The organism is Streptomyces luteosporeus (assembly GCF_039532865.1).
GTDB classification, from domain to species: domain Bacteria; phylum Actinomycetota; class Actinomycetes; order Streptomycetales; family Streptomycetaceae; genus Streptomyces; species Streptomyces luteosporeus.
On the sequence record NZ_BAAASL010000007.1, the window covers coordinates 108080 to 130412 of the forward strand.

A 22333-nucleotide genomic window follows, 5' to 3' on the forward strand; every position below is an offset into this window, starting at 1 on the left:
CGCCGGCGACGGCCACAACGGGGATTCCTTCGAGGAGGATTCCCGCTGGCCGTCGTCGCCTGCATCGTGGCAGTCGCTGCCCTGGTGTGGCCGGTCATGACCCTGCTCGGCGGCACCGAGTCGGAGGCCGTCGGGCGGGCCTGGACGGTCATGCCCACGTGGACGCGGACGTGGGGCACGGCCATGGCCACGGCCGGCCCCGCCGCCCAGTCCAAGGTCACCGGCCGGCAGACACTGCGCATGGTCGTCCACACCAGCATCGCCGGCGCCTCCGCCCGCATCCACCTCGTCAACACCTTCGGCACCGAGCCCGTGACCATCGGGCGCGCCACCATCGCCCGCCAGTCCATCGGGGCCACCGCGGACGCGGCCCCGCTCCCCCTCACCTTCGGCGGCGCGCCGGGCACCGTCCTGGCGCCCGGCGGGAGCGTCTACAGCGACCCGGCGGCGTTCCCGGTCAAGGCGGACGAGAACCTCCTGGTCAGCCTCCATCTGCCCGACCGCGTCAACAGCGCCCCGTTCCACGACTACACGCGGGCGACGTCCTTCGCGTCCGCGCCGGGCGACGCGGTCGACCGTACGGCGGAATCCGCGGGCAGCCGCTTCCCCACCTCCTTCACGCACTGGGCCTTCCTCAGCGGCGTCGACGTCATGGCGCGCAACGGCGGTACGGTCGTCCTCCTCGGCGACTCGCAGACCGACGGCGGCCACACGACGACCGACGCCAACCGCCGCTGGCCCAACGCGTACGGGCGTGCGCTGCAGGCCCGGGACAAGCCGATGGGCGTCGTGAACGCCGGCATATCCGGCAACCGGATACTCGCCGACGGCGACCCGGCCGAGTGGGGGGAAAGCGCCCTCAAGCGCTTCGACCGCGATGTGCTGGCGCAGACCAACGTCAAGTCGGTCATTTTCTACGAGGGCATCAACGACATCGTCTTCGGCAAAGCGACGGCACCGGAACTCGCCGCCGCCATCGGACAGCTCGCCGCGCGGGCCCACGCCGCAGGAATCACCTTCACCGTGGCCACGATTCCGCCGTTCAAGGGATTCAAGGAATACACCCCCGCCATGGACCGCGAGCGGCAGGCCCTCAACGACCGCATTCGCACCATGCGCGACATCGACGGCTACGTGGACTTCGACGCCGCCATGCGGGACCCGCTGAATCCCACGCGCGTATTCGCCGCCTACTACAACCGCGGCGACGACCGGCTGCACTTCGCCGACAACGGCAACCAAGCCCTCGCCGACGCCGTCACCCCCGCCCGCTCCCCCGTACCGACAGGTCCCGCTCCGAGCGCGAGCCCGAGCCCGACGGCGGCTCCGACGGCAGCTGCGACAGCCCCGACGGCCACGCCCACCGCCGCTGGGGCCACGGGAATCGTGGCGGCGGACTTCACCGGCGACGGCATCCCCGACCTCATTACCCGCGCGACGAACGGCGAACTCCGGCTGCATCCCGGCAACAAGGACGTGGACGACAGCTCGCGCGGCGACGGCACGTTCGGCAGCCCGAAGCGGGTCATGCAGAACTGGGACTTCACGGAGACGGTGGCCGCCGATTTCACCGGCGACGGCAAGGCCGACCTCCTCGCCAAGGACGCCGCCGGAAACCTCCAGATGTGGGCGGGCAAGGGCAACGGCTCCTTCGCCGCCCCCCGGAAGGTGGCGGGCGGCTGGACGTCCACGCAGACCGTGGCAGCGGACTTCACGGGTGACGGCGTCCCGGACCTGGTCGCGCGCGACGCAGCCGGAAACCTGAAGCTGTGGCGAGGCGGTAAAAACACCACGTTCGACAGCCCGCGCCCCGTCCAAAACGCATGGAACTTCACCGAAACAACGGCCGCCGATTTCACCGGCGACGGCAAGGCCGACCTCCTCGCCAAGGACGCAGGCGGCAAGCTCCACCTCTGGGCGGGCAAGGGCGACGGCACCTTCGCCACACCCCGGAACCTCACCGGAGGCTGGACGTACGCGGACGTCACCGCCTTCCCCCTCCGCAAGGGCGGCATCGCCCACCTCCTCGCCAGGAACCCCGCAACCGGCGCCCTCCACGAGTGGCTCAACACGGGCAACGCCACCTTCAGCCGCCCTCTGCGCCTCGCGGACGGCTGGTGACCACAGGCGCGTACAAGGGGCCGGCCCCTCACCTCCTACCGAGGTGAGGGGCCGGACCCGTTCTGTACCGCAGCGCGCCCTACTTCACGCCCGCCGCGTGCAGCTTGGCGTCCGTGCCGAGCCAGGCCACCGTGTGCTTCTTGCCCTTGGCCGTGGCCAGGGCGGCCGTGCCGACGGCCAGGCCGGGCTGGGTGGTCCAGCGGGGGGTCTTGCCGGTGCGCCAGAGGGCGAGGCTGGTGGAGCCGTTGTCGTTGCGGGCGGCGATGAGGGTGTGCTCGCCCGCGGGCAGGAGGGTGGCGGGGCCGAAGCCGCGGGCGGCCAGGCCCAGTTGGAGGCGTTCCCACTCGGTGGCGCCGGCGGGGAGCCGGTAGGCGAGCAGGGTTGCGGTCTTCGGTTCGCGGATGACCAGCAGGAGGGAGCCGTCGGGGCGGGCCAGTGCGGCCGGCGGGTCGGCGGGCAGGGGGAGCTTGGTGGGCAGGTGCTCGAAGGTGCCGCCCGGCTGCCGCTGGACCCAGTGGTGGACGGTGTCGTGGCCGGAGCCGAAGACGTGGATGCGGCCCTTGGTGTCGGTGACGGCGGCCAGGCCCTCCTGGACCTCGGCGCCGCCGTCGAGCTGGGTCCACGGGGTCCAGGTGCCGTCGGGCTGCTGGTGGCGGGTGGCGACGCCCTTGGCCCAGTTGCGGGCGAAGAGCTGGGCGGAGCCGTCGGCGTTGCGGGCGACGACGGGGCCGCCGACGCGGCGGCCGCGGGCGGCCCGGTCCTCGGGGTTGCCGAGGGAGGTCCAGGGGCCGAAGTCGCCGTTCTTGCGGTCCTGTTCGGCGACGACGAGCTCGCGGCTGTTGTCGTCGGGGCCCGTTCCGAGCCCGGAGATGCGCTCGGCGAAGACCTGCCAGCGCCCGTCGTGGGTGAGGCCGGCGGTCAGGCCGGGCAGCAGGGGGCCGCCGCCGAGGAGCTTGGGGCCCTGCCACTTGCCGCTGCCGGGGGAGCTCTCGTGCCACAGGGCGGCCTGCTGGTCGAGGACTCCGAAGGCGGTGAGGCGGCCGTCGGCGTCGGGCAGCACCCAGGTGGCGTTGCCCGGGTAGCGGTAGCTGGTGCGCTGGGCCCAGCCGGTGCCGTACGCGCGGTTCTGGCCGACGTCGTAGTCGCCGCAGCCGGCGGGGAAGTCGCAGGAGCCGGGGGCGCCGCCGTAGGCGTTGAGCACGGCGACCTTGCGGCGTACGGCGGCGTCGGGCAGGTTCTGCGGCCACCGCTCGTTGTAGTAGCCGCGGTAGGCGGTGACGGTGTAGTGCGCGCCCTTGCCCGGTCCGCGGTAGCGCTGGAGGGCGGCGTACGTGAAGAGGGCGGCCGCGGTGTGGTCGGGGTGGTCGGAGTAGCCGGCCTGGTCGTGGTGCAGGCGGTTGCGGGCGTCGTGGACCTGCATGTCCGGGTCCAGGTCCATGGTGCGCACCAGGGTGGGCCGGAAGTGGTCGAGGACGGCGGCGAGGGCGTCGATGACGGCGCCGCGGTCGATTGGGTGGGACTCCTGGACGGTGGAGCCGGCCGCCACGCGGGTCTTGCTGACGGCCTTGGGGTCGGACCACAGCGCCGGCAGGCGTACGTCCTTGCCGCCGCCGGCCTTGTCGTCCGCGGTGTGCTGGGCGATGCCGAGGAAGACCAGGACGACGCCGGGGTGGCTGACGAGGGTGTCGGTCTCGGCCTGCAGGCCGCCGGGCAGGGGCAGCACGCCGCGCTTCCACTCGGCGTGCGGGTCGCCGGCGGCCATGAGGGCGTACGCCTGCCGCAGGCCCTGCTGGCGGGCGCCGGCGTAGCCGGCGAAGTCCGGCTTGAGCCGTTCCTTGCGGCCGGGCACCTTGTTGCGGCCGTCGGCCTCACCGCTGGTGACGTAGACGCTGACAACCTTGTCGTTGGCGTCGATGGACTGCCGTACGTCCGGGTTCATGAAGTACAGGTCGTCGTCGGGGTGGGCGACGATCTGCATGCTGGTGGCACCCGAGGCGCCGTCGTCGCCGACGGGCACCTGGGCCCGGGGCGTGACGGTGACGGGCTTGGGCTGCTCCTGCGTCTTCGAGGTGCAGCCCGCTGCGGCGAGGGCGAGCATCGCGGCGAGCACCGTTCTCCTGCGAGGGGCAAAAGAAGTCGTCATGCCGGTCACTCGCCCCCGTGGACGAGGCGGCGGTTGCGCTCGGAGCCCTTCTCGAACTGGGAGGCGACGGGGAAGTAGCCCTCAAGAAAGACCGCGAGGGCATCCGCCTGCTCGTCCTCCGGCACGTCCCCGTCGTGGTAGTCGTTGATGCAGAACACGTCGTTCGCGCGCGTCGCGAGGATGCGGTGCAGGCGGACGTGGTGTTCGCGCAGGCCGACGTTGACGAAGGCCGAGCTGATGCTGCCCGGCAGGGAGCGCCCGGTGAACAGCGCGTACCAGTGGTGCAGCGAGGAGGCGATCGCCAGGTCGCTGCGGCTGCGGAACTGGGCGGAGGCCGTGGTGCCGATCTCCTCCGGGAACCGCTCCTCCAGCTCCTCCAGCACGCTGCGGCGCAGCGGGTGCGGGGTGTGCAGGAAGGTGTTGGTGACGGTCTTGCCGAACTCCCGCTCGATGAAGGCCCTGTTGTTCTTCGCCGCGGCGAAGACGAGGTCGCTGTCGAGCGAGGGGTCGCCGGCCGGCACGGCGGTGGGCGACATGAAGCACTTGGCCGCGCCCGAGCCGTGGAAGAAGGACTCCGGCTGCATCGGGCGGCCGAGGAAGACGTCGTCGTTGAAGTACAGGATGTGCTCGGCGATGCCCTCGATGCGGTGGATGCGGCTCTCGATGGCGTGCGAGTTGAACGACGGCAGGCGGCCGGTGTCGCCGAAGACCTCGCGGTGGCTGACGACCTTCACGCGCGGGTGGTCGGTGTCCAGCCAGTCGGGGGTCTGGTCGTCGGTCAGCAGGTAGATGGTGCGCACCCAGGGGGCGTGCATGTCGAGCGAGCGCAGCGAGTAGCGCAGCTCGTCGCGGCTGCGGAAGCGGGCGGAGGCGCCGGCGGAGGCGGCGGCCAGGATGCCGTGCTCGGCCTGCGTCTTCTCCTTGCGGGCCAGCCACGCGGGGTCGGTGCCGTCGACCCAGGTGTAGACGACGTCGATGGGGAAGTCGACCTCGTCGACGAAGGTCTTGGCGAACGCCTCCAGCGTGCTGTACTCGCGCTCGCCGATGCGGGTGGTGGCGGGCTTGGCCAGCTCGGTGCGCGGCAGGGTGGCGCCGTAGCGGGTGCCGGAGGGGAAGGTGACGGTGGTCTCGTCGTCCTCGGTGTCCTGCCAGAAGGCGACGGTGCAGCCGTAGACGCCGCTGACGCGCAGCTGGCCGCCGCCGGTGATGACGGGGCGGAAGACGCGCATGCCCACGCAGGTGGACGGGACGACGGAGGGCGTCAGGTAGCCGGCGAGGACGGTGCGCAGCACGGAGCCGCGGGCGTTGAGCAGGGCGACGTAGACCGGCTCGTCCTTGTAGCGGCGGGCGAGCTCGTCGACGAAGGCGTCGCGGAAGGCGCCGTCGACGGCGATGGTGTGCCGCAGCTGGGTGGTGGGCGTGACCGCGTAGGCGATGCCCAGGGCGTCGAGGGCGTCCACGGTTAGGTCGAGGTTGTCCTGCATGACCTCGAAGGGCGTGGTGTTCTCGCGGACGAGGCAGATCTGGCCGCCGGCGCGCTTGACGTCGGGGCGGGCCGCCTCGATGCGCACCTCGTGGGCCTTGTGGGCGACGTCGGAGAAGGAGCGGTCGGTGCCGCGCGGCACGGCGGCGCCGGCGATGCCGCCGGCGGTGTCGGCGGCGGCCTGCAGCATGCGGCGGCGGGCCCGCTCGGCGTCGCGCCGGCCGCCGGAGCGGTGTGCGGCGAGCTCGTCGAGCAGGTCGTTCCACTCCTTGGCGACCTGGTCGTGGCTGAAGCGGCCGGCGTTCTCAAGCGCGGCGGCGCCCATGGCGCGGCGCAGCTCGTCGTCGTCCATCAGGCGGGCGAGGGCGTCGGCCAGCTCGCCCTCCTCGCCCAGCGGGGCGAGCAGGCCGTTCTCGCCGTCGGTGAGGATCTCGCCGGGGCCGTTGGGGCAGTCGTAGGCGACGACGGGCACGCCGGCGGCCTGGGCCTCGACGAGCACGAGGCCGAAGGCCTCGACGCGGGAGGTGAGCATGGCGATGGACGCCTTGGCCCACTCCTCGGCCATGTTGCCGGTGCTGCCGACCAGCTGCACCTGGTCGGCGACGCCGAGGTGGTTGGCGAGGTTCTTCAGGGCGCGCATGCGCGGGCCGTCGCCCAGGACGCGCAGCGTCCAGCGGGGGCGGTCGGCGGCCACGGTGGCGAAGGACCGTATGGCGTGCTCGACCTGCTTCTCGGCGGCCAGGCGGGCGCCGAGGACGACGGTGCGGGTCTCCAGGGTGGAGCGCGGGCGGAAGCCGTCGGGCAGGGCGTTGCCGATCGCGGCCAGGCGCGGGGCGCAGGCGCCGAGGGTCTCGGCGAACCAGTCGCGGGTGCGGCTGGTGAGCGAGACGAGGGCGTCGATGTGCGAGGTGTACATCCGCAGCGGCTCGCCGGTGACGCCGCGCAGCTCGGAGACCCGGTGGTCCATGTGCACGGTGAGCACGTGGCGGGGGGCGAGCTGGGCCATGTAGGCGAGCAGGGCGGGCGTGGAGGAGATCAGCACGTCCGCGTCGGTGTCCTGCAGCGCCTCGGCGAGCTCGAGGTCGGCCAGGCGGTTGAAGGCGCCCTCCCACTCGGGCTGGATCAGCTCGCTGGGGGCGCTCGCCAGGCGCCGGTGGGCGGCGGCCAGCTCCGGGCCGCCGTCCGCCTCGGACCGCACCGGGCGCTGCTGCCCGCCGCGGGTGTCGATCAGGTTGCGCACGCGCACGGCGCCGCTGTCGAAGAACGCCTCGTCCTGGGTGCGGAAGACGCTGAGGATCTCCACCTGGTGCTGCTCGGCGAGCAGCTCGGCGAGGGTCATCGTGGCGCGTTCGGTACCGCCCATGGTGTCGGCGGAGGTCAGCAGAAAGGTGATTTTCACGTGCGGCCTTCGTGTGTGCGGCGGTCCGGTGGCGGTGTCCTCAGCGGGTGCTGGGGGCGCGCGGGGTGCAGACGAGCCGAAGCGCGCCGCGGCGGGTGTACTGGGGCTTGATCTGGACGAACGTGCCGTCCGCGGCCCGTACGGTGAACTTGGGCGGGGTGAACACCTGGCGCGGGGCGCGCAGGTCGTGGCCGCGCCGGCCCAGCTCCAGCGGCCGGGCCCCGCGCGCGGCGCGGGGCAGGCGCAGGCTCCAGGTCTGGGTGCGGGAGGTGTCGAGCACCCGGGCCAGCGGCACGCTCAGCCGCCAGGCGCTGTCGTCGCCCGGCAGCGGCTCGGCCGTGTGCCGGAGCACGCCGCGGCGGTCCTGCTCGGCGAGCTCGACGACGGGACGGGTGCCGCCGGCGTCGGCGCCGTACAGGGCGAAGAGCACGTCCACGCCGCTGAAGGAACGCTCGATGCGCAGCACCTCGGCGCGGGGCTCGGCGGCGGCGACGGTCAGCCGCAGCTGGCCGGCCGGGGTGATGCCCAGGCGGTGCCGGCGGCCGGTGACCGGGCAGACGGCCAGCGGCCGGGTGGGGCCGCTGTACGCCGGGGCGCCGTCGCCGAGCAGGCGCAGCCGTACGGTCGCGCCGGGGCGCTCCACCTCCAGGGCCAGGTGCCAGCGGCCGACGTTGACCGGCAGGCCGCCGGCCTCGGCGCCCAGCAGGACGGTGGCGGTCGCCGTGAGCTCGCCGGCCGTGGTGCGCTCCAGGCGGGCCTCGGTGCGCACCGCCGTGGCGCCGTTGACCAGCACCAGATGGGCGGGGGCGGCCTCGGGGGTGCCGGCGGGGAGCACGGCCTGCAGGTTCAGGGTGTGGCCGTCGAGCACGGCCGCGTACTGGACGCGGGCCGCCGAACCGTGCGCGGCCGGCATCAGCAGGGAGTCGACGTAGGTGTCGCGGCCGTTCGCGATCCCGGTGCCCACGCGGCGGCGCACCTGCTGGCCGACCTTCCAGGCCGGGCTGCGGCGCAGCGCGATGCGGGCGGACTTCTTGATCACGCGCAGGGCGTGGCGGGGCGCGGTCACGGGCTCTCCCCGTGGCCGCCCGCCGGTGCGTGAGCCGCGGGGGTCATGATCTGAACGAGCACTCATTCAGGGTAAGGGGCGGGCCGCGGTGGCCCGCCCGGTCGGCAACGGCTTTCGCCCTGCCACCCCACGCTTGCGGGGGCGTTGCCACCAGGTGAAATTCCCCACACGGCGCATGCGGAACCGTACGGCCCGAAAAGCGGTGGATCCCTTGAAGGGAGCGCATTGCACGCCCGCCCGCGCCCCGGCACACGGCCGGGGGACGGTCCGGCGGCGGATTGCCTCCGCGCAAAACGCTCTGGTAGTTACTTGTTTCTCTGTGTTTCCGGGGCCGCGGGATCGGCGTTGCCGCGAGGCGGACCGCAGGCCGCCCGGGCCGTAGGCCGCCAGGCGGGCCGCGCGACCGGGCTGTGCGACCGAGGGGTTGAAGGATCTTGGCACTCGACCAGTCGGCGAAGCCGGTGACCGGCGAGGACGCCGCCGGCCCCGCCCCCGCCGCGGCAGCCGTGCCGTCCGTGCCCCGCCAGGCGAACCCCGAGAAGTCCGGCCTCGTCAAGGCCTACCGCCGGCTGCTGCCGGAGAGCGCGCGGCGGGCGATAGCCCAGCGGGTCTCCGTCGAGACCCGCGGCGCCCTCATGCAGCACATGGCCGACTCCCTCGACCTCCAGCAGCGCCACCAGCGCATACGCGGCCGCCGGCTGCAGCGCCGCTACGCCGGGCACCTGGAGTCGCACCTGCCGCGCGCGGTGCTCGTGGACGGCAAGGCCCACATAGCCCTGGTCGACCCCGCGCCCACGCCGCACGGCGCCCGCGCCGAGGCCCTGTCGCTGGTGACCTCCGCGCTGGAGGACGCCGGCATCGACCACTTCTGCGTCCGCTGGGCGACCGAGGGCACCGCCCCGGCCGTCGCCGTGGCCGCCGCCGACCGCCGGCGCGCCCTGCAGCAGCTGGCCCGCCTGTGCGCCCGCACCCCCGGCTACGTCGCCGCGGTCGACCGTACGGGCGCCCCCGGCCAGGCCCTGCCCGGTTTCGTGGCGGGCACCTGGCGGCAGCTGGAGAAGACCGCCGTCCTGCGGCTGACGTGGCTGCGCACCACCGCCGACGGCTCGCTCGTCCTCGGCCCGGAGCACGGCTGCGACATCCAGTTCTGGACGCGCGAGGACGGCCCGTACGGCCGGCCCGTGCTCACCGCCCCGCGCCGCAACGGCGTCGTGGAGGAGGTCGACGCCGACGGCGAGAGCGTCGAGGCACCCCTGGAGCTGTTCACCGGCCCGCTCGGCCACGCCGCCGAGGGACCGGCCACCGCCCGGCGCGGACGCCGCGTGCGCACCCGCCCCGAATTCACCCTCCGGCTCCCGCAGGACGTCACCTTCCCCATCGACGTCGTCTACACCTGGGTGGACGGCAACGACCCCGAGTGGGCCGCCCGGCGCGCCCGCGCCCAGCGCGAGGCCGACGGCACGGGCGAGGAGCGCCACGAGGAGGCCGCGAACGACGCGCGCTACATCAGCCGCGACGAGCTCAAGTACTCCCTGCGCTCCATCCACCAGTACGCGCCCTGGGTGCGCACGATCTACCTGGTCACCGACGACCAGACGCCCGCCTGGCTGAACACCGACCACCCCGGCATCCGGGTGGTGAGCCACCGCGAGATCTTCTCGGACCCGGCCGTGCTGCCCACGTTCAACTCGCACGCCATCGAGACCCAGCTGCACCACATCGAGGGACTCTCCGAGCACTTCCTGTACTTCAACGACGACGTCTTCCTCGGCAGCCCCCTCACCCCGCAGGACTTCTTCCTCTCCAACGGGCTGACCAAGTTCTTCCCCTCGCCCGCCCTCGTGCCCCTCGGCGTGCACAACCCGGCCGACCCGCCGGTCGCGGCGGCGGCCAAGAACAACCGGGCCCTGATAGAAGACGGCTTCGGCACCACCTTCACCCAAAAGATGCGCCACGTGCCGCACGCGCTCAGCCGCACCGTCCTCGACGAGATCGAGGAACGCTACGCCGACGCCCACGCCGCCACCGCCGCAGCCCGCTTCCGCAGCCCGGCCGACCTCTCGGTCGCCTCCTCCCTGCACCACTACTACGCCTACCACCGGGCCAAGGCCATACCGTCCGACCTGCGCTACGTCTACATGGACCTGGCCCACCCGAACACGTCCCGCAGGCTCAACCGCCTGCTGGCACACCGGGACATGGACGCGTTCTGCATCAACGACACGGTCTCGACGGAGAAGGACATGGCGCGCACGAACGCGCTGATAGCCCCCTTCCTGGAGGGCTACTTCCCGGTGCCGAGCCCGTTCGAGAAGTAGTCGACTTCCTTACTCGAACGGCACGTTCACACAGGCGAGCCGGGCCCCCGCGGTCCCTGCCTGCCCCGGCGCGGTCGCGGTACCGTGCGCATGGACAACGACGGACATCGCCTGACCGGCGCGGAAGCGCCACGTCACGTGCGCGACGGAGGCCCCGTCGCCCTGCCCGTCGGTGGTGAAGTCCAGCCACACCTCGTTGCGCGCATTGGCGTACGCGGGGTCGGTGGAGGGCTGCCGGGGATCCTTGACGTCCTGGTAGTGCGGCCCGGAGGCGTCGGGGACCGTACCGCACGTCTTCTGGTGCACGTGCGCCCCGAACATCCGGTGCGCCTGCAGCCCGTGCACCGTCAGCTCGACGGCGGTCCCGTCCGGCCCTGTCCGCTCCACGACCCCGATCCGCGCCCCCACGGGCACGGCTCCTTGGTCGAACGACACCGCCTGCGCCCCGGAGCGTGCCCCGGCGAAGAACGCCTCGACACTCGCCCCGCGGCCATCGGCACCGAACGGCGCCAGGAGGGCCATGGATGCGGCTATCGCCGGCAGGGGGAAAGACACCTTGGTTTCCCTTCCGTGCGCACTCTTCGCCTCCTTTCCACGCTAGGGAGCGGTGGAACTACTCGCGCGTGGTGATGGGCCAGGAGCGGGCGATCGGACGGCTCCACCCAGTGGGGCGCCCGGCCACCGGGGTGCGCCGTGGGGACGCTTCTTGCGCTGGCCGCACGCCGATGCGGCCAGTGAGGCACGAGTGCTTCCCTTGACTCATGTGATCAGGCAAGCCGATGCAGCTTCTACCGAAGGGGGTTGGGGCGGACGAGTCGGCCTGTACGCCGGGTTCTGTGCAGCGTAGGTTCCTGACCTGCGGAAACGCTGGGGAACGCTCTCCTGGCCAGCAACGTGCCGTTGAAGTCCGCCGAGGCGGAGGCGGCCCGGGATGGGCGACCGAGTGTCCAGCCTCCGGCCACCGGTGAGCCGACCCGCCGGGCCTTCGGCCGAGCTGATGCCCCATCTGCTATTCCGCCTCGGAGTCCCCCTCCGCGGCGGCCTGCTCTTCGGCGATGGCCTGCGCGTCCTCGGCAGCCCGGGCTGCCCGCTTGGAGTCCCCCGAGCCGAGGCCGTCCTCGATGTCTCGTTGGTCCGCGGCGATCCGGCGCTCGGTGTCGCGGTCCTCGGCGGCCTGCGGATCGGCCTCCCGCTCGGCCTCCCGCAGGTGCTCCTCCGCCTGCTCGATCTGCTGTGCCCGCTCATCGTCCCCTGCGGCGGCGGCCAGGGCGGGTGTGGCCCCGAGCAGGGCCACAGCCGCGAAAGTCGACGCAGCGGCCACGGACAGCCTGGTGACGAGCTTGCCGGTCATAAGAGGTCTCCTCCGTCAGGGACGCGATGATCACGTCGCTCGACCCACATGACGGCCCGCGGCCGTCCGCGGTTCAACGGCCGGACAGGGCGAACATCACGTCACCTCGAACGAACCGAATAGCGCGGCCCCGCACACGCTCCCGCTCACCGCGTCAATATCGGCCGGGCCCGACCAATGTCCGGGGCCGAGACCTTCCTGGGCCCGGGCAAGGGCGTCGAAAGCGATCATTTGCCGGTGCTGGCGGGAATCATGGGCCTGATGGCTGAGGGGCGCGTGCGGATGAAGTCTTTGGCGAGGGCACTACCCGAGGGCGCGTCCCCCGCGCTCGCTCTCACGGTGCGCCTGAGAGGCCCCGGCGCTCCGTCCAGCTGGGCCGGACGGGTGACGCCTCAGGCGCTTCTCGTGCCCGCCGGGGTTACCCCTGCGTGCCCGGGGTGCGGCGGTGTTTGCCGTGGGGGGTCGCCGGGGGCTGGGCGGCGGCGTCCTCCGGGGCCAGGGGGCCGCGGTGGCGGCCCGTGCCGGTGGGGGCGGCCGCCCGGGGGGCGTGCGCTTCCGTCTCGTGCGTCGTCCCGGTGCGGGCCGTGGCGGCGTCGGACATGGCGGTACGTCACTCCGTCGGGTCGGGAATCGGTCTCGATCCGGCGGCCGCACGCGGTTGTTCGGGCCCGGCCACCCGGCCGGCAAGTCTAACGGGACCTTGATCACCAAGCCAGCCGGTGGCCGGCCGGTCCCACTAGCCGGACGCCCGGGCGCACGGTGCCTGCTGCAGCGGTACCGGGCGCGGGGCGGGCACCGGGGCCAGGGCGGCAGGGCCGGTGGAGGGCTCGTCGTCCTCGTCGTCCGGTTCGAGGCACAGCGGTTCGGCCAGGTCGCCGCCGGGTTCCTCCGGCGGGGGCAGCCGCAGGCGGGCGAGGCCGCAGGGCACGGTGGGGGTGACGAAGGGCAGTTTGAGTTCGCCGCCGGTCGTCCACAGGCCGGCGCCCGTGAGCCAGCCGACCGGCCCGGGGAACTGCCGCAGCCGCTTGGTGGCCGCGCTCCACACGCCCACCCAGCTGCCGGCGCCCTCGCGGTCCACACGGAAGGCGACCGAGCACTGTTCGGGGGCCAGCCCGTGCCCGGGCTGGGCGGCGAAGGGGGTGAGCGCGGTGCCCGGGGGCAGCAGGCACTCGGGGAAGCGGACGGGCCGGGCGGAGCCGAGCACGCCCCAGCCGAGCCGGTCGGTGCCGGGCGCGTCGGAGCGCACGAGGAGCAGGCCGCTGTCCGGTTCGGCGAGCAGCAGCCGGTCGTTGCTGGTGTCGGTGATCTGCAGCAGGGGGCTGGTCTCGCCGCCCCGGCCGAGGTCGACGACGACGGTCTTGGTGACGCCCTCCAGCTCGCGGTCGAGGGCCAGCAGCCGCCCGGCGCGGTCGAGCCAGGCGCCGCCCTCGCACCGGCCGGGGACGGTGGCGAGCAGTTCGGGGCCGTTGCCGCCGCCGTGCACGCGCCACAGCGTGGTGTGCCGTTCGGCGAGGACGAGCGCGTAGGCGCAGGCGCCGTCGGGTGCGGGGGGCAGCAGGCAGAGGTGACGGCATTCGATGGCCCCGAGGGGGACCTCGCCGGTGCCGTGGCCGGTGGGGTAGAGCAGGGACAGCGCGTACCGCTCGGCGACCCGGCGCCGGATGAGCACCCGGCCGTCGGTCAGCGGCAGTACCTGGCTGTCGGCCTCCTCGGGCTGGCTGCCGGGCAGCGACACGGCGTACGGCTCGGGCCCGTCCAGCGTCCAGCGCTCGGGGAACCAGCCGTCCGTACCGCGGCCGAGGGCCAGCCACGCCGCGTACGAGCCGTCCGCCGTGACGGTGAATGCGGGGCGTCTCATGTCCGCCGGCGGCGCACTGCGCGCGGGGCCGGGCGGGGCCGAGGGGCCCGGAGGACTCTGCGGGTCAGAGGGGGCCGGGGTGCCAAGGGGAGCACAGACCGTCATGAGAAACGTCACCTCCGGCACAGAACGTAGTTATCGGGCGTCCCGCCGAACCCTGCGACCCCCGCGGCTTCACGCGTACGGGTGGTGAGTTTTCGGTTTTCCCGAGACACGGGGGGCGGGTGTGCTTGCCGGACGGCCACCGAGGAGGCCGCCCGGGGCACGCGGCCAGGTAGCCTTTCCCCGTGCCCGTACTGTCTGAAGTGATCGCCGCCCTCGAAGCCCTCTGGCCGCCGGAGCGGGCCGAGCAGTGGGACGCCGTCGGCACGGTCTGCGGCGATCCCGACGCACCGGTCACCCGGGTCCTGTTCGCCGTCGACCCCGTGCAGGAGATCGTCGACGAGGCCGTGGAGCTCGGCGCCGACCTGATCGTGGCCCACCACCCGCTGTACCTGCGGGGGACGACGACGGTCTCGGCCGGCACCTTCAAGGGCCGCGTCGTGCACACCCTGATCAAGAACGACATCGCGCTGCACGTCGCGCACACCAACGCCGACAGCGCCGACCCCGGCGTCTCCGACGCCCTGGCGGGCGCCCTCGACCTGCGCGTCGTCGGCCCCCTCGTGCCCGACGCGAGCGACCCGGCCGGCCGCCGGGGCCTGGGCCGGATCTGCGAGCTCGACCCGCCGGTGCGGCTGGCGGAGTTCGCCGAGCGCGTCGCCAAGCGGCTGCCCGCCACCGCGCAGGGCGTCCGCGCGGCCGGCGACCCGGACCGCCTCATCCGTACCGTCGCCGTGTGCGGCGGCTCCGGCGACTCCCTCTTCGCCGAGGTGCGCGCCGCGGGCGTCGACGCCTTCGTCACCGCCGACCTGCGCCACCACCCCGCCTCCGAGGCCCAGCAGCACAGCCCGCTGGCGCTGGTCGACGCCGCGCACTGGGCCACCGAATGGCCCTGGACCGAGCAGGCCGCGGCCCAGCTCGACGAGATCTCCGACCGGTACGGCTGGGGCCTGCGCACCCACGTCAGCCGCACGGTCACCGACCCCTGGACCGCCCACGCGGCGTCGTCCGTCACCCATCACCAGTAACCCCAGGAGCCCCCAACTGAACGCCGCGCCCGCCGACCAGATCCGCCTCCTCGACCTCCAGGCCCTGGACGTCCGCCTCACCCAGCTCGCCCACAAGCGCAGGAGCCTGCCCGAGCACGCCGAGATCCAGACCCTCGAGGGCGACCTGACCCAGCACCGCGACCTGCTCGTCGCCGCGCAGACCGAGGAGAGCGACTGCGCCCGCGAGCAGGCGAAGGCCGAGCAGGACGTCGACCAGGTCCGCCAGCGCGCCGCCCGCGACCAGCAGCGCCTGGACTCCGGCGCCGGCCTGTCCCCGAAGGACCTGGAGAACCTCCAGCACGAGGTGGCCTCCCTCGCCAAGCGCCAGGGCGACCTGGAGGACGTCGTCCTCGAGGTCATGGAGCGCCGCGAGGCCGCCCAGGAGCGGGTCCGCGAGCTGACCGGCCGCGTGGAGTCCGTCCAGGCCAAGGTCAACGACGCCGCCGCCCGCCGGGACGCCGCCACCGCGCAGATCGACGCCGAGATCGCCACCGTCACCAAGGAGCGCGAGGTCGTCGCCGACTCCATCCCGGCGGACCTGATCAAGCTGTACGACAAGCTGCGCGCCCAGTCCGGTGGCGTCGGTGCCGCCCGCCTGTACCAGCGTCGCTGCGAGGGCTGCCGCCTGGAGCTCAACATCACCGAGCTCAACGAGGTCCGCTCCGCTGCCCCCGACGCCGTCGTGCGCTGCGAGAACTGCCGCCGCATCCTCGTCCGTACGCCCGAGTCCGGGCTGTAGTAGCGGGCTGTAGCAGCGAACATCATGGCGAACCGCTTCATCGTGGAGGCCGACGGCGGCTCCCGCGGCAACCCCGGCCCCGCCGGCTACGGCGCGGTCGTCCGCGACGCGGCCACCGGGCAGACGCTGGCGGAGGCCGCCGAGTACATCGGGCGGGCCACCAACAACGTCGCCGAGTACAAGGGCCTGATCGCCGGGCTGGAGGCCGCCCGGGCCCTCGACCCGGAGGCGAGCGTCCAGGTCCGGATGGACTCCAAGCTCGTCGTCGAGCAGATGACGGGCCGCTGGAAGATCAAGCACCCGGACATGAAGCCGCTCGCCGCCGCCGCCCGGCGGATCCTCCCGCCCGGCAGCGTCTCCTACGAGTGGATCCCGCGCGAGGAGAACAAGCACGCCGACCGGCTCGCCAACGAGGCCATGGACGCCGGCAAAGCGGGCCGGCAGTGGGAGCCGGGCCGCTCGTCGGCCGGGCTGGCGGTCGCGGCCTCCGCCGCGGCCGGCACCACGGCCACCCACGCCGTCGAGGTGCCCGTCGCCGAGCCCCTGGCCGAGCCCAAGGCCGCACCCGTCGGCTGGGCGGCACCGGCCGACCTCGGCGCACCCACCACCTTCGTGCTGCTGCGGCACGGCGAGACGGCCCTGACACCAGAGAAACGCTTCTCCGGCTCCGGCGGCAGCGACCCCGCACTCTCCCCCGCCGGCCGCCGCCAGGCCGAGGCGGCCGCGGCCGCGCTCGCCGCGCGCGGCACGATCCAGGCGATCGTCACTTCCCCGCTGCGGCGCTGCCGCGAGACGGCCGAGGCCGTCGCCGGCCGGCTGGGCCTGGACGTACGCGTCGAGGACGGCCTGCGCGAGGCCGACTTCGGCGCCTGGGAGGGCCTGACGTTCGGCGAGGTCCGCGAGCGCTTCCCCGAGGACCTCGACGCCTGGCTCGCCTCGGCCAAGGCCGCCCCCACCGGCGGCGGCGAGAGCTTCGCGGCGGTCGCCCGCCGGGTGGCCGTCACCCGGGACCGGCTCATCGCCCGGTACGCGGGACGCACGGTGCTGCTGGTGACGCACGTGACCCCGGTCAAGACGCTCGTACGGCTGGCCCTGGGCGCCCCGCCGGAGTCGGCCTTCCGCATGGAACTGTCGGCCGCCTCCCTGTCGGCCGTGGCCTACTACGCCGACGGCAACGCGTCGCTGCGCCTGCTCAACGACACGTCGCACCTGCGGGTGTGACGCGCCTGCGCGTCCGGTGATGCGGTGCCCCTACGGGACCGTCGACGCCACCCGCTCGCAGCCCGGGCACTCCCACCGGTCGGGCGCGCCCACGCGCGGCGGGATCATGTCGAGGTCGCACTGCGGGCACCGCAGGGTGATCGGCTCCACGTGACCGCACGTCCCGCACACCCACATGGGCCCCTCGCAGTCGTGCTGCCGCCAGGCGGTGCGCCGGCAGCGGGCGCACCCGGTGGTGACGATGCCCGCGCCCCTGCTTATCACCGGCGGCTCGGGCGTGCTGTCGGCGTACTCGATGATCTGCGCCCTGATCCGGTCGTCGTCGGTGTTGGCCATCCTGAGCAGGTGTGCGACTCGCGAGCGTGCTTCATCAACGAAATCGTTCATGGCAGGCAGCAGGTTAGCGGGACGGCGGTCACCGTCGTTCACCTTCTGTCAGCCGGTCACCCGCCCACCACCCCCAGGAGTGGCAGGATGCGGACTACAGCTCGGGCTACAGCTCGGACTACAGCTCGGTCACCACGACGTCGAGCGCGCCGGGCTTCGCGCCCTGCTCCACCACGTACCCCAGGTCCCGCAGCGCCTCGGCGAGTTCGGCCGGGGAAACGGGGGCCGAGCCGGAAGTCAGCAGGTCACGGACGATGCGGCCCTTGGTCGCCTTGTTGAAGTGGCTGACCACCGACCGCTTCTCGACACCGCCGACGACCTTCGAGTGCAGGACGCGCACGGTGGCCGTACGGCCCGCGAGCTCGCCCTTGGGCTTCCAGGCGCCGGCGTACGCCGCCGAGCGCAGGTCGAGGACCAGGCCCGTACCCGCCGCCTCCGGCAGCACCTCGGCCATCGGCCCGCGCCAGAAGGCGCCCAGGGCGCCGAGGCCGGGCAGCTTGACCCCCATCGAGCAGCGGTAGGAGGGGATGGCGTCGCCGATGCGCACCGCGCCCCACAGGCCCGAGAACACCAGCAGGGAGCGCTCGGCCGCGCGCCGGGCGGCGGCCGGCAGCGAGGCCAGGTCCAGCGCGTCGTACAGGACGCCCGTGTAGACCTCGGCCGCGGGGCGGGTGGGGGCGGTGCGCAGGGCCGCGTTCTTGGCGATCTCCCCGCGCAGGCCCTGGCTGAGGCCCAGCACCTCCGCCGCCTTGTCCTCGTCGCCGGAGCACAGCTCCACCAGCTCGCCGAGCACCCTCTCGCGGGCCTCGCGCAGGCCCGGCAGGGACAGCTCCGCGATCTCCAGCGCGGCACCGGTACCCCCGGTGGCCTTCCCCTCGGACGGCGGCAACAGCACGAGCACGGTCGTATCTCTCCTCGAAGACGTCGGCGTCGGTCGGCCCTGTGCACCCTAACGCCGTGGCGCCCCCACGCCGTACGCCGCACTCGCCGTGCCGGGCGCTCGGCGCGCGCCTAGGCTCGGTGCCATGCCCCGCCGCCCGCTGGCCGTGACGGACAGGGAGCACGGTCCGCTGCTGTCCGCCCTGCACGAGCTGCGGGCCCGCACCGCCGTCCCCGAGGCCTTCCCGCCCGCTGTGCTGCAGGAGGCCGAGCAGGCGGCGCGGCACCCGGCGCGGCCCGCGCACGACGCGACGGACGTACCGCTCTTCACGGTCGACCCGCCCGGCTCGAAGGACCTCGACCAGGCGATGTTCCTGGCCCGCCGGCCCGGTGGCGGCTACCGCGTCCACTACGCCGTCGCCGACGTGGCCGCCTTCGTCCGGCCCGGTGGCGCGCTGGACGCCGAGGCCCACGCGCGCGTCCTGACCCTGTACTACCCGGACGTACGCATTCCGCTGCACCCCGAGGTCCTGGGCGAGGACGCCGCCAGCCTGCTGCCCGACCACGACCGCCCCGCCGTGCTGTGGCGGCTGGACCTCGACGCCGACGGCCGCCCGACCAGTACGGACGTCCGCCGCGCCACCGTGCGCAGCCGGGCCCGCCTGGACTACGCGGGCGTCCAGCGCCGGCTCGACTCCGGCACGGCCGAGGAGCCGCTGCGGCTGCTCCGGGAGATCGGCGGGCTGCGCGAGCAGCTCGAACGCGAACGTGGCGGCATATCCCTGCACGTACCCGAACAAGTGGTCGTACGGCGCGGGGACGGGCGGTACGCGCTGGAGTACCGCGCCCCGCTGCCCGTGGAGGGCTGGAACGCCCAGCTCTCCCTCATGACCGGCATGGCCGCCGCCCGCCTGATGCTCGACGCGGGCACCGGCGTCCTGCGCACCCTGCCGGCCGCCCCGCCCGACGCCGTCGACCGGTTGCGCCGCGTGGCCCGCGCCCTCGGCGTGCCATGGCCGCAGGAGATGCCGTACGCCGTGCTCGTACGGGCCCTCGACCCCGCCGACAGCCAGCATGCGGCCTTCCTGCAGGAATGCACCGCGCTGCTGCGCGGCGCCGGGTACGCCGTCTTCGACCGCGACCGCCCGGCCGCACTGCCGCGCCCCGCCGACCCCGTCCACGCCGCGGTCGCCGCCCCGTACGCCCACTGCACCGCCCCGCTGCGCCGCCTCGCCGACCGCTACGCGAGCGAACTGAGCCTCGCCGCCGCGGCCGGCACCGCACCCCCCGAGTGGGTGCGCGCCGCGCTGGAGGCGCTGCCGGCGGAGATGGAGCGCGGCGCCCGGCGGGCGGCGGAGACGGAGCACGCATGCGTGGACCTGGTGGAAGCCGCACTGCTGCGCGACCGCATCGGGGAGATCTTCGACGCGTACGTCGTCGACGTCAGCCCCTCCCGCCCCACGACCGGCACCGTCCACCTCTACGACCCGGCCGTCGTCGGCCGCGTCGAGGGCCCCGCCGACGGCCCCCCACTGGCCCTCGGCCGCCGGCTGCGCGTCCGCGTGACCGCCGCCGACCCGGGCAGGGCCAAGGCCGGGTTCGCCCCGGTGTGAGCGGCCGGTGTGCGGCCGGTACCATGGTCGGCACGGCGGACGAGCCGGCCGGGCGGTCGCGGGGGATCTCACAGATCCTCCGAGGAACGTCCGGGCTCCACACGGCAGGGTGGTGGGTAACGCCCACCCGGGGTGACCCGCGGGACAGTGCCACAGAAAACAGACCGCCGGGGGCCTCGTGCCCTCGGTAAGGGTGAAACGGTGGTGTAAGAGACCACCAGCGTCCGGGGTGACCCGGACGGCTCGGTAAACCCCACCCGGAGCAAGGTCAAGAGGGGCCGCCACGGCGGCCCTGCGCGGACGCTCGAGGGCTGCCCGCCCGAGTCCGCGGGTAGACCGCACGAGCCTGTCGGCAACGGCAGGCCTAGATGGATGACCGCCTCCCCGGCGGCCGCAAGGCCCCCGGGAGACAGAACCCGGCGTACAGGCCGACTCGTCCGCCGCCGCCCACTCGGCGAAAGCCCCCCTGCCCTGGCACGCCACCAGGTCGGCGGGGGCTTTCGCGTTGCCAAGGGCCGTCACCGGGGATGCCGGAACCAGGTCTGCAAGCACCCGACCGCACCCGTCGCCAGTGATCGACTACCCGACTTCGTGAATATCGCCGTTCTCGCATGGACGGTCCCGGCGCGTCCCCCCTAGCGTCGTCCCAGAGCGGGGGCAGGCCCCGCCGAGAGGGGTGGACCATGGCGCGTGCGGGGCTGACGCGGCTCACGGGAAATGGCTCCGGAACCTGCAACAAGAACGACTGCCCGAACGTCTACCGGACGGCCACGGGCTCCATCCTCGTCCAGGGCGGCGTATCCGACGCCTTCACGCCTCCCCAAGGCGAAGGGCTCGTGGAGATCCCCGAGAGCGTACTGAAGGAGGCAGTCCGTGCTCTTGGATGGTGAGGAGTGGGACGCCAAGTTCCTCGACTTCCGAAGCGAGGCATGGCGATTGGAGACCTTGCCGGTCTACCGGGTGCCGCAGGAAGAGGAAGAGATCCGGCGGTTCCTCGCAGGCGAACGCCTCGACCCTCACACCTACTCGGACGAGTACACCGACGACCTCAAGCGCGTGCGTCGCGAGGGCAAAACGAAGGGGCGCGTGCACGTCGTGACCCGCCCGCTCTCGGAGTACCTCCGGTACGAGTTCATGTACTACGAGGCGCACGTCCTGGCCGGAGAAGACATCCGGATCATGGACGTGACCGGCCGGGAGAACCCGTTGGCCGGCGTCCAGGATTTCTGGATGTTCGACCGGTCGGATGTGGTGCTGATGCATTATGCACTCGATGGCACCCAGATCAGTCGGGAAGTGTACGAGGGCGACCCGGAGCTGTACAGGGAGTACCAGCGGATTGCGCTCGCCGAATCGGTGTCCTTCGAGGAGTACGTGAAGGGCCTTGACCTTCGAACCTGAGCAGTTGGGCCGGTCCAAGGCCGACCTGGCCGCAACGTTGAAGACGCTTCGCAAGCGAGCCGGACTCTCACAGGTTCGGCTCGCTCGGCGTTGCAATACGTCGCAAACCAAGGTCAGCAACATCGAGAACGGAAAGGTGACCCCGAACCTCGTCGACGTCGAGCTGATGCTGAGAGCCCTCGACGCTCCCTCCGAGCTCGTTTCCGAGGTCATGGCCCTTGCCAGGATCGCCAATACCGAATGGCAGGACGACCGGTCGCTTCTCCGCAGAGGGCTCGACAAACGGCAGAACGAACTGGCCGGCCTTGAGAAGTCGTCCACGGAGTTCCGTTATTTTCTGCCCACGATGATCACGGGCCTCCTGGCCACGCCCGAGTACGTGAGAGCAAGCATCGCAGGCGTTCCGGGAGACCAGGGCAAGACCATCGCGAAGAAGCTGGAGCGCCAGACAGTGCTCTACGACAGGTCGAAGCGGTTCAGCTTCATCCTCACAGAGCAGGCCGTCAGGTGGCCTCTCCTCCCGCCCGATGCGATGGCTGTACAGATCGACCACCTCGCGTCACTGGCACACCTGCCGAACGTGCGCATCGGAGTAATCCCGATCGGGCGCGACGTGAAGCCGGGGCCTCTGAGCGTCTTCACGGTTTATGGCGACAGCATGGCCACCGTCGAGACCCCGACCGGGGTACTCATCTTCAGGGACCACAGAGACGTTTCCGCATACCTCGACGAGTTCGCCGTCCACGAAGCTCATGCCGTCTTCGGGGAGCAGGCCAGGGAATGGCTCGCGAAGTGGGCAGCCCTCTGCCGATCGTGATCTTTAAGCGAAGACTCGCATAAAGCTGGACCGGCCGGACCTGACGCCCCAACGATGTGTCCACGACCACGGACACCCTCCCGTCAGGAAGGCACATCATGACCGACCTGTACCGGCTCGACATCGACGGCGCACAGTTCACCGCGGCATGCGGCGGCAACACCCACCCCGACGGTGAAGCGTGCGTGACCCTCGCCCGCATCGGTGAGGACGCCTACGCGCTCGGCGACAGCAAGCGGCCCGGCGCGGAGCCGCTGCGGTTCACCTCTGCCGAGCTGAAGGCGGCCGGCATCGACCCGGCCAGCTTCGGCCTCACGGCCTGACCCAGGCCGTCAGGGCCGCTCGTCGACCGGCGGTCTCCGCTTCCCGGAGAGGACGGAGGCCGC

Annotated in this window: 19 protein-coding genes and 1 other RNA gene; 11 read left to right on the plus strand and 9 right to left on the minus strand. The window is 73.0% G+C overall.

What is annotated here, in order from left to right:
* Window positions 1-66 precede the first annotated feature (66 nt).
* Window positions 67-2121, plus strand: a complete 2055-nt coding sequence (locus ABD361_RS10710; protein WP_344434717.1) for an FG-GAP-like repeat-containing protein — start codon at window positions 67-69, stop codon at window positions 2119-2121.
* 79 nt (window positions 2122-2200) lie between these two features.
* On the opposite strand, the gene ABD361_RS10715 is transcribed toward ABD361_RS10710, so the two are convergent.
* From ABD361_RS10715 to ABD361_RS10725, 3 genes are read right to left on the minus strand one after another with little or no spacing between them, the layout of a single operon-like run.
* Window positions 2201-4264 (minus strand): PIG-L family deacetylase, encoded by a 2064-nt coding sequence (locus tag ABD361_RS10715; protein ID WP_344434719.1) that lies wholly within the window; start codon window positions 4262-4264, stop codon window positions 2201-2203.
* Window positions 4265-4269: 5 nt separating this feature from the next.
* On the minus strand, window positions 4270-7146 hold the full coding sequence (locus ABD361_RS10720; protein WP_344434721.1) for a stealth conserved region 3 domain-containing protein: 2877 nt from the start codon (window positions 7144-7146) through the stop codon (window positions 4270-4272).
* Between the two features lie 40 nt (window positions 7147-7186).
* Complete coding sequence (locus tag ABD361_RS10725; protein ID WP_344434722.1) at window positions 7187-8212, minus strand: hypothetical protein; 1026 nt, start codon at window positions 8210-8212, stop codon at window positions 7187-7189.
* Window positions 8213-8646: 434 nt separating this feature from the next.
* On the opposite strand from ABD361_RS10725, the gene ABD361_RS10730 reads away from it, so the two are divergent.
* A complete protein-coding gene (locus ABD361_RS10730) occupies window positions 8647-10530 on the plus strand; it encodes a stealth family protein (RefSeq protein ID WP_344434723.1) in 1884 nt (627 codons plus the stop codon).
* Between the two features lie 9 nt (window positions 10531-10539).
* Here the strand turns inward: ABD361_RS10730 and ABD361_RS10735 are convergent, their stop codons facing one another.
* From ABD361_RS10735 to ABD361_RS10750, 4 genes are all read right to left on the minus strand, one after another.
* Window positions 10540-11085: a superoxide dismutase family protein gene (locus ABD361_RS10735; protein ID WP_344434724.1), complete on the minus strand. Its 546-nt coding sequence runs from the start codon at window positions 11083-11085 to the stop codon at window positions 10540-10542.
* Window positions 11086-11539: 454 nt separating this feature from the next.
* A complete protein-coding gene (locus ABD361_RS10740) occupies window positions 11540-11881 on the minus strand; it encodes a hypothetical protein (protein ID WP_344434725.1) in 342 nt (113 codons plus the stop codon).
* Window positions 11882-12299: 418 nt separating this feature from the next.
* Entirely contained in the window at window positions 12300-12482 is a 183-nt protein-coding gene (locus ABD361_RS10745) for a hypothetical protein (RefSeq protein ID WP_344434726.1), read from the minus strand.
* 135 nt (window positions 12483-12617) lie between these two features.
* The gene (locus tag ABD361_RS10750) at window positions 12618-13739 is read right to left on the minus strand and encodes a hypothetical protein (RefSeq protein ID WP_344434727.1); all 1122 of its coding nucleotides are present in this window, start codon (window positions 13737-13739) and stop codon (window positions 12618-12620) included.
* 287 nt (window positions 13740-14026) lie between these two features.
* Here ABD361_RS10750 and ABD361_RS10755 point away from each other — a divergent pair, with 287 nt between their 5' ends.
* From ABD361_RS10755 to ABD361_RS10765, 3 genes are read left to right on the plus strand one after another with little or no spacing between them, the layout of a single operon-like run.
* Complete coding sequence (locus ABD361_RS10755; protein WP_344434729.1) at window positions 14027-14869, plus strand: Nif3-like dinuclear metal center hexameric protein; 843 nt, start codon at window positions 14027-14029, stop codon at window positions 14867-14869.
* 16 nt (window positions 14870-14885) lie between these two features.
* Window positions 14886-15629: a zinc ribbon domain-containing protein gene (locus tag ABD361_RS10760; RefSeq protein ID WP_344434961.1), complete on the plus strand. Its 744-nt coding sequence runs from the start codon at window positions 14886-14888 to the stop codon at window positions 15627-15629.
* 24 nt (window positions 15630-15653) lie between these two features.
* Window positions 15654-16850 (plus strand): bifunctional RNase H/acid phosphatase, encoded by a 1197-nt coding sequence (locus ABD361_RS10765; protein ID WP_344434730.1) that lies wholly within the window; start codon window positions 15654-15656, stop codon window positions 16848-16850.
* Between the two features lie 30 nt (window positions 16851-16880).
* On the opposite strand, the gene ABD361_RS10770 is transcribed toward ABD361_RS10765, so the two are convergent.
* Window positions 16881-17186: a hypothetical protein gene (locus ABD361_RS10770; protein WP_344434731.1), complete on the minus strand. Its 306-nt coding sequence runs from the start codon at window positions 17184-17186 to the stop codon at window positions 16881-16883.
* Window positions 17187-17355: 169 nt separating this feature from the next.
* Entirely contained in the window at window positions 17356-18138 is a 783-nt protein-coding gene (gene yaaA, locus ABD361_RS10775; RefSeq protein WP_344434732.1) for a peroxide stress protein YaaA, read from the minus strand.
* Between the two features lie 124 nt (window positions 18139-18262).
* Between yaaA and ABD361_RS10780 the strand changes: the two genes are divergently transcribed.
* The 6 genes from ABD361_RS10780 (at window position 18263) to ABD361_RS10805 (ending at window position 22270) form a co-directional block, all read left to right on the plus strand.
* Window positions 18263-19729, plus strand: coding sequence for an RNB domain-containing ribonuclease (locus ABD361_RS10780; protein WP_344434733.1), 1467 nt, complete (start codon window positions 18263-18265; stop codon window positions 19727-19729).
* 40 nt (window positions 19730-19769) lie between these two features.
* An RNA gene (rnpB, locus tag ABD361_RS10785) (RNase P RNA component class A) lies at window positions 19770-20169 on the plus strand.
* 243 nt (window positions 20170-20412) lie between these two features.
* Entirely contained in the window at window positions 20413-20619 is a 207-nt protein-coding gene (locus tag ABD361_RS10790; protein ID WP_344434734.1) for a hypothetical protein, read from the plus strand.
* Window positions 20603-21130, plus strand: coding sequence for a DUF6879 family protein (locus ABD361_RS10795; protein ID WP_344434735.1), 528 nt, complete (start codon window positions 20603-20605; stop codon window positions 21128-21130). Before ABD361_RS10790 ends, ABD361_RS10795 begins: the two co-directional genes overlap by 17 nt.
* Entirely contained in the window at window positions 21114-21947 is an 834-nt protein-coding gene (locus ABD361_RS10800) for a helix-turn-helix domain-containing protein (protein ID WP_344434736.1), read from the plus strand. Before ABD361_RS10795 ends, ABD361_RS10800 begins: the two co-directional genes overlap by 17 nt.
* 98 nt (window positions 21948-22045) lie before the next feature.
* Window positions 22046-22270 carry a DUF397 domain-containing protein gene (locus ABD361_RS10805; protein ID WP_344434737.1) on the plus strand — a complete coding sequence of 75 codons (225 nt, stop codon included), beginning with the start codon at window positions 22046-22048 and terminating at the stop codon, window positions 22268-22270.
* Window positions 22271-22333: the final 63 nt, after the last annotated feature.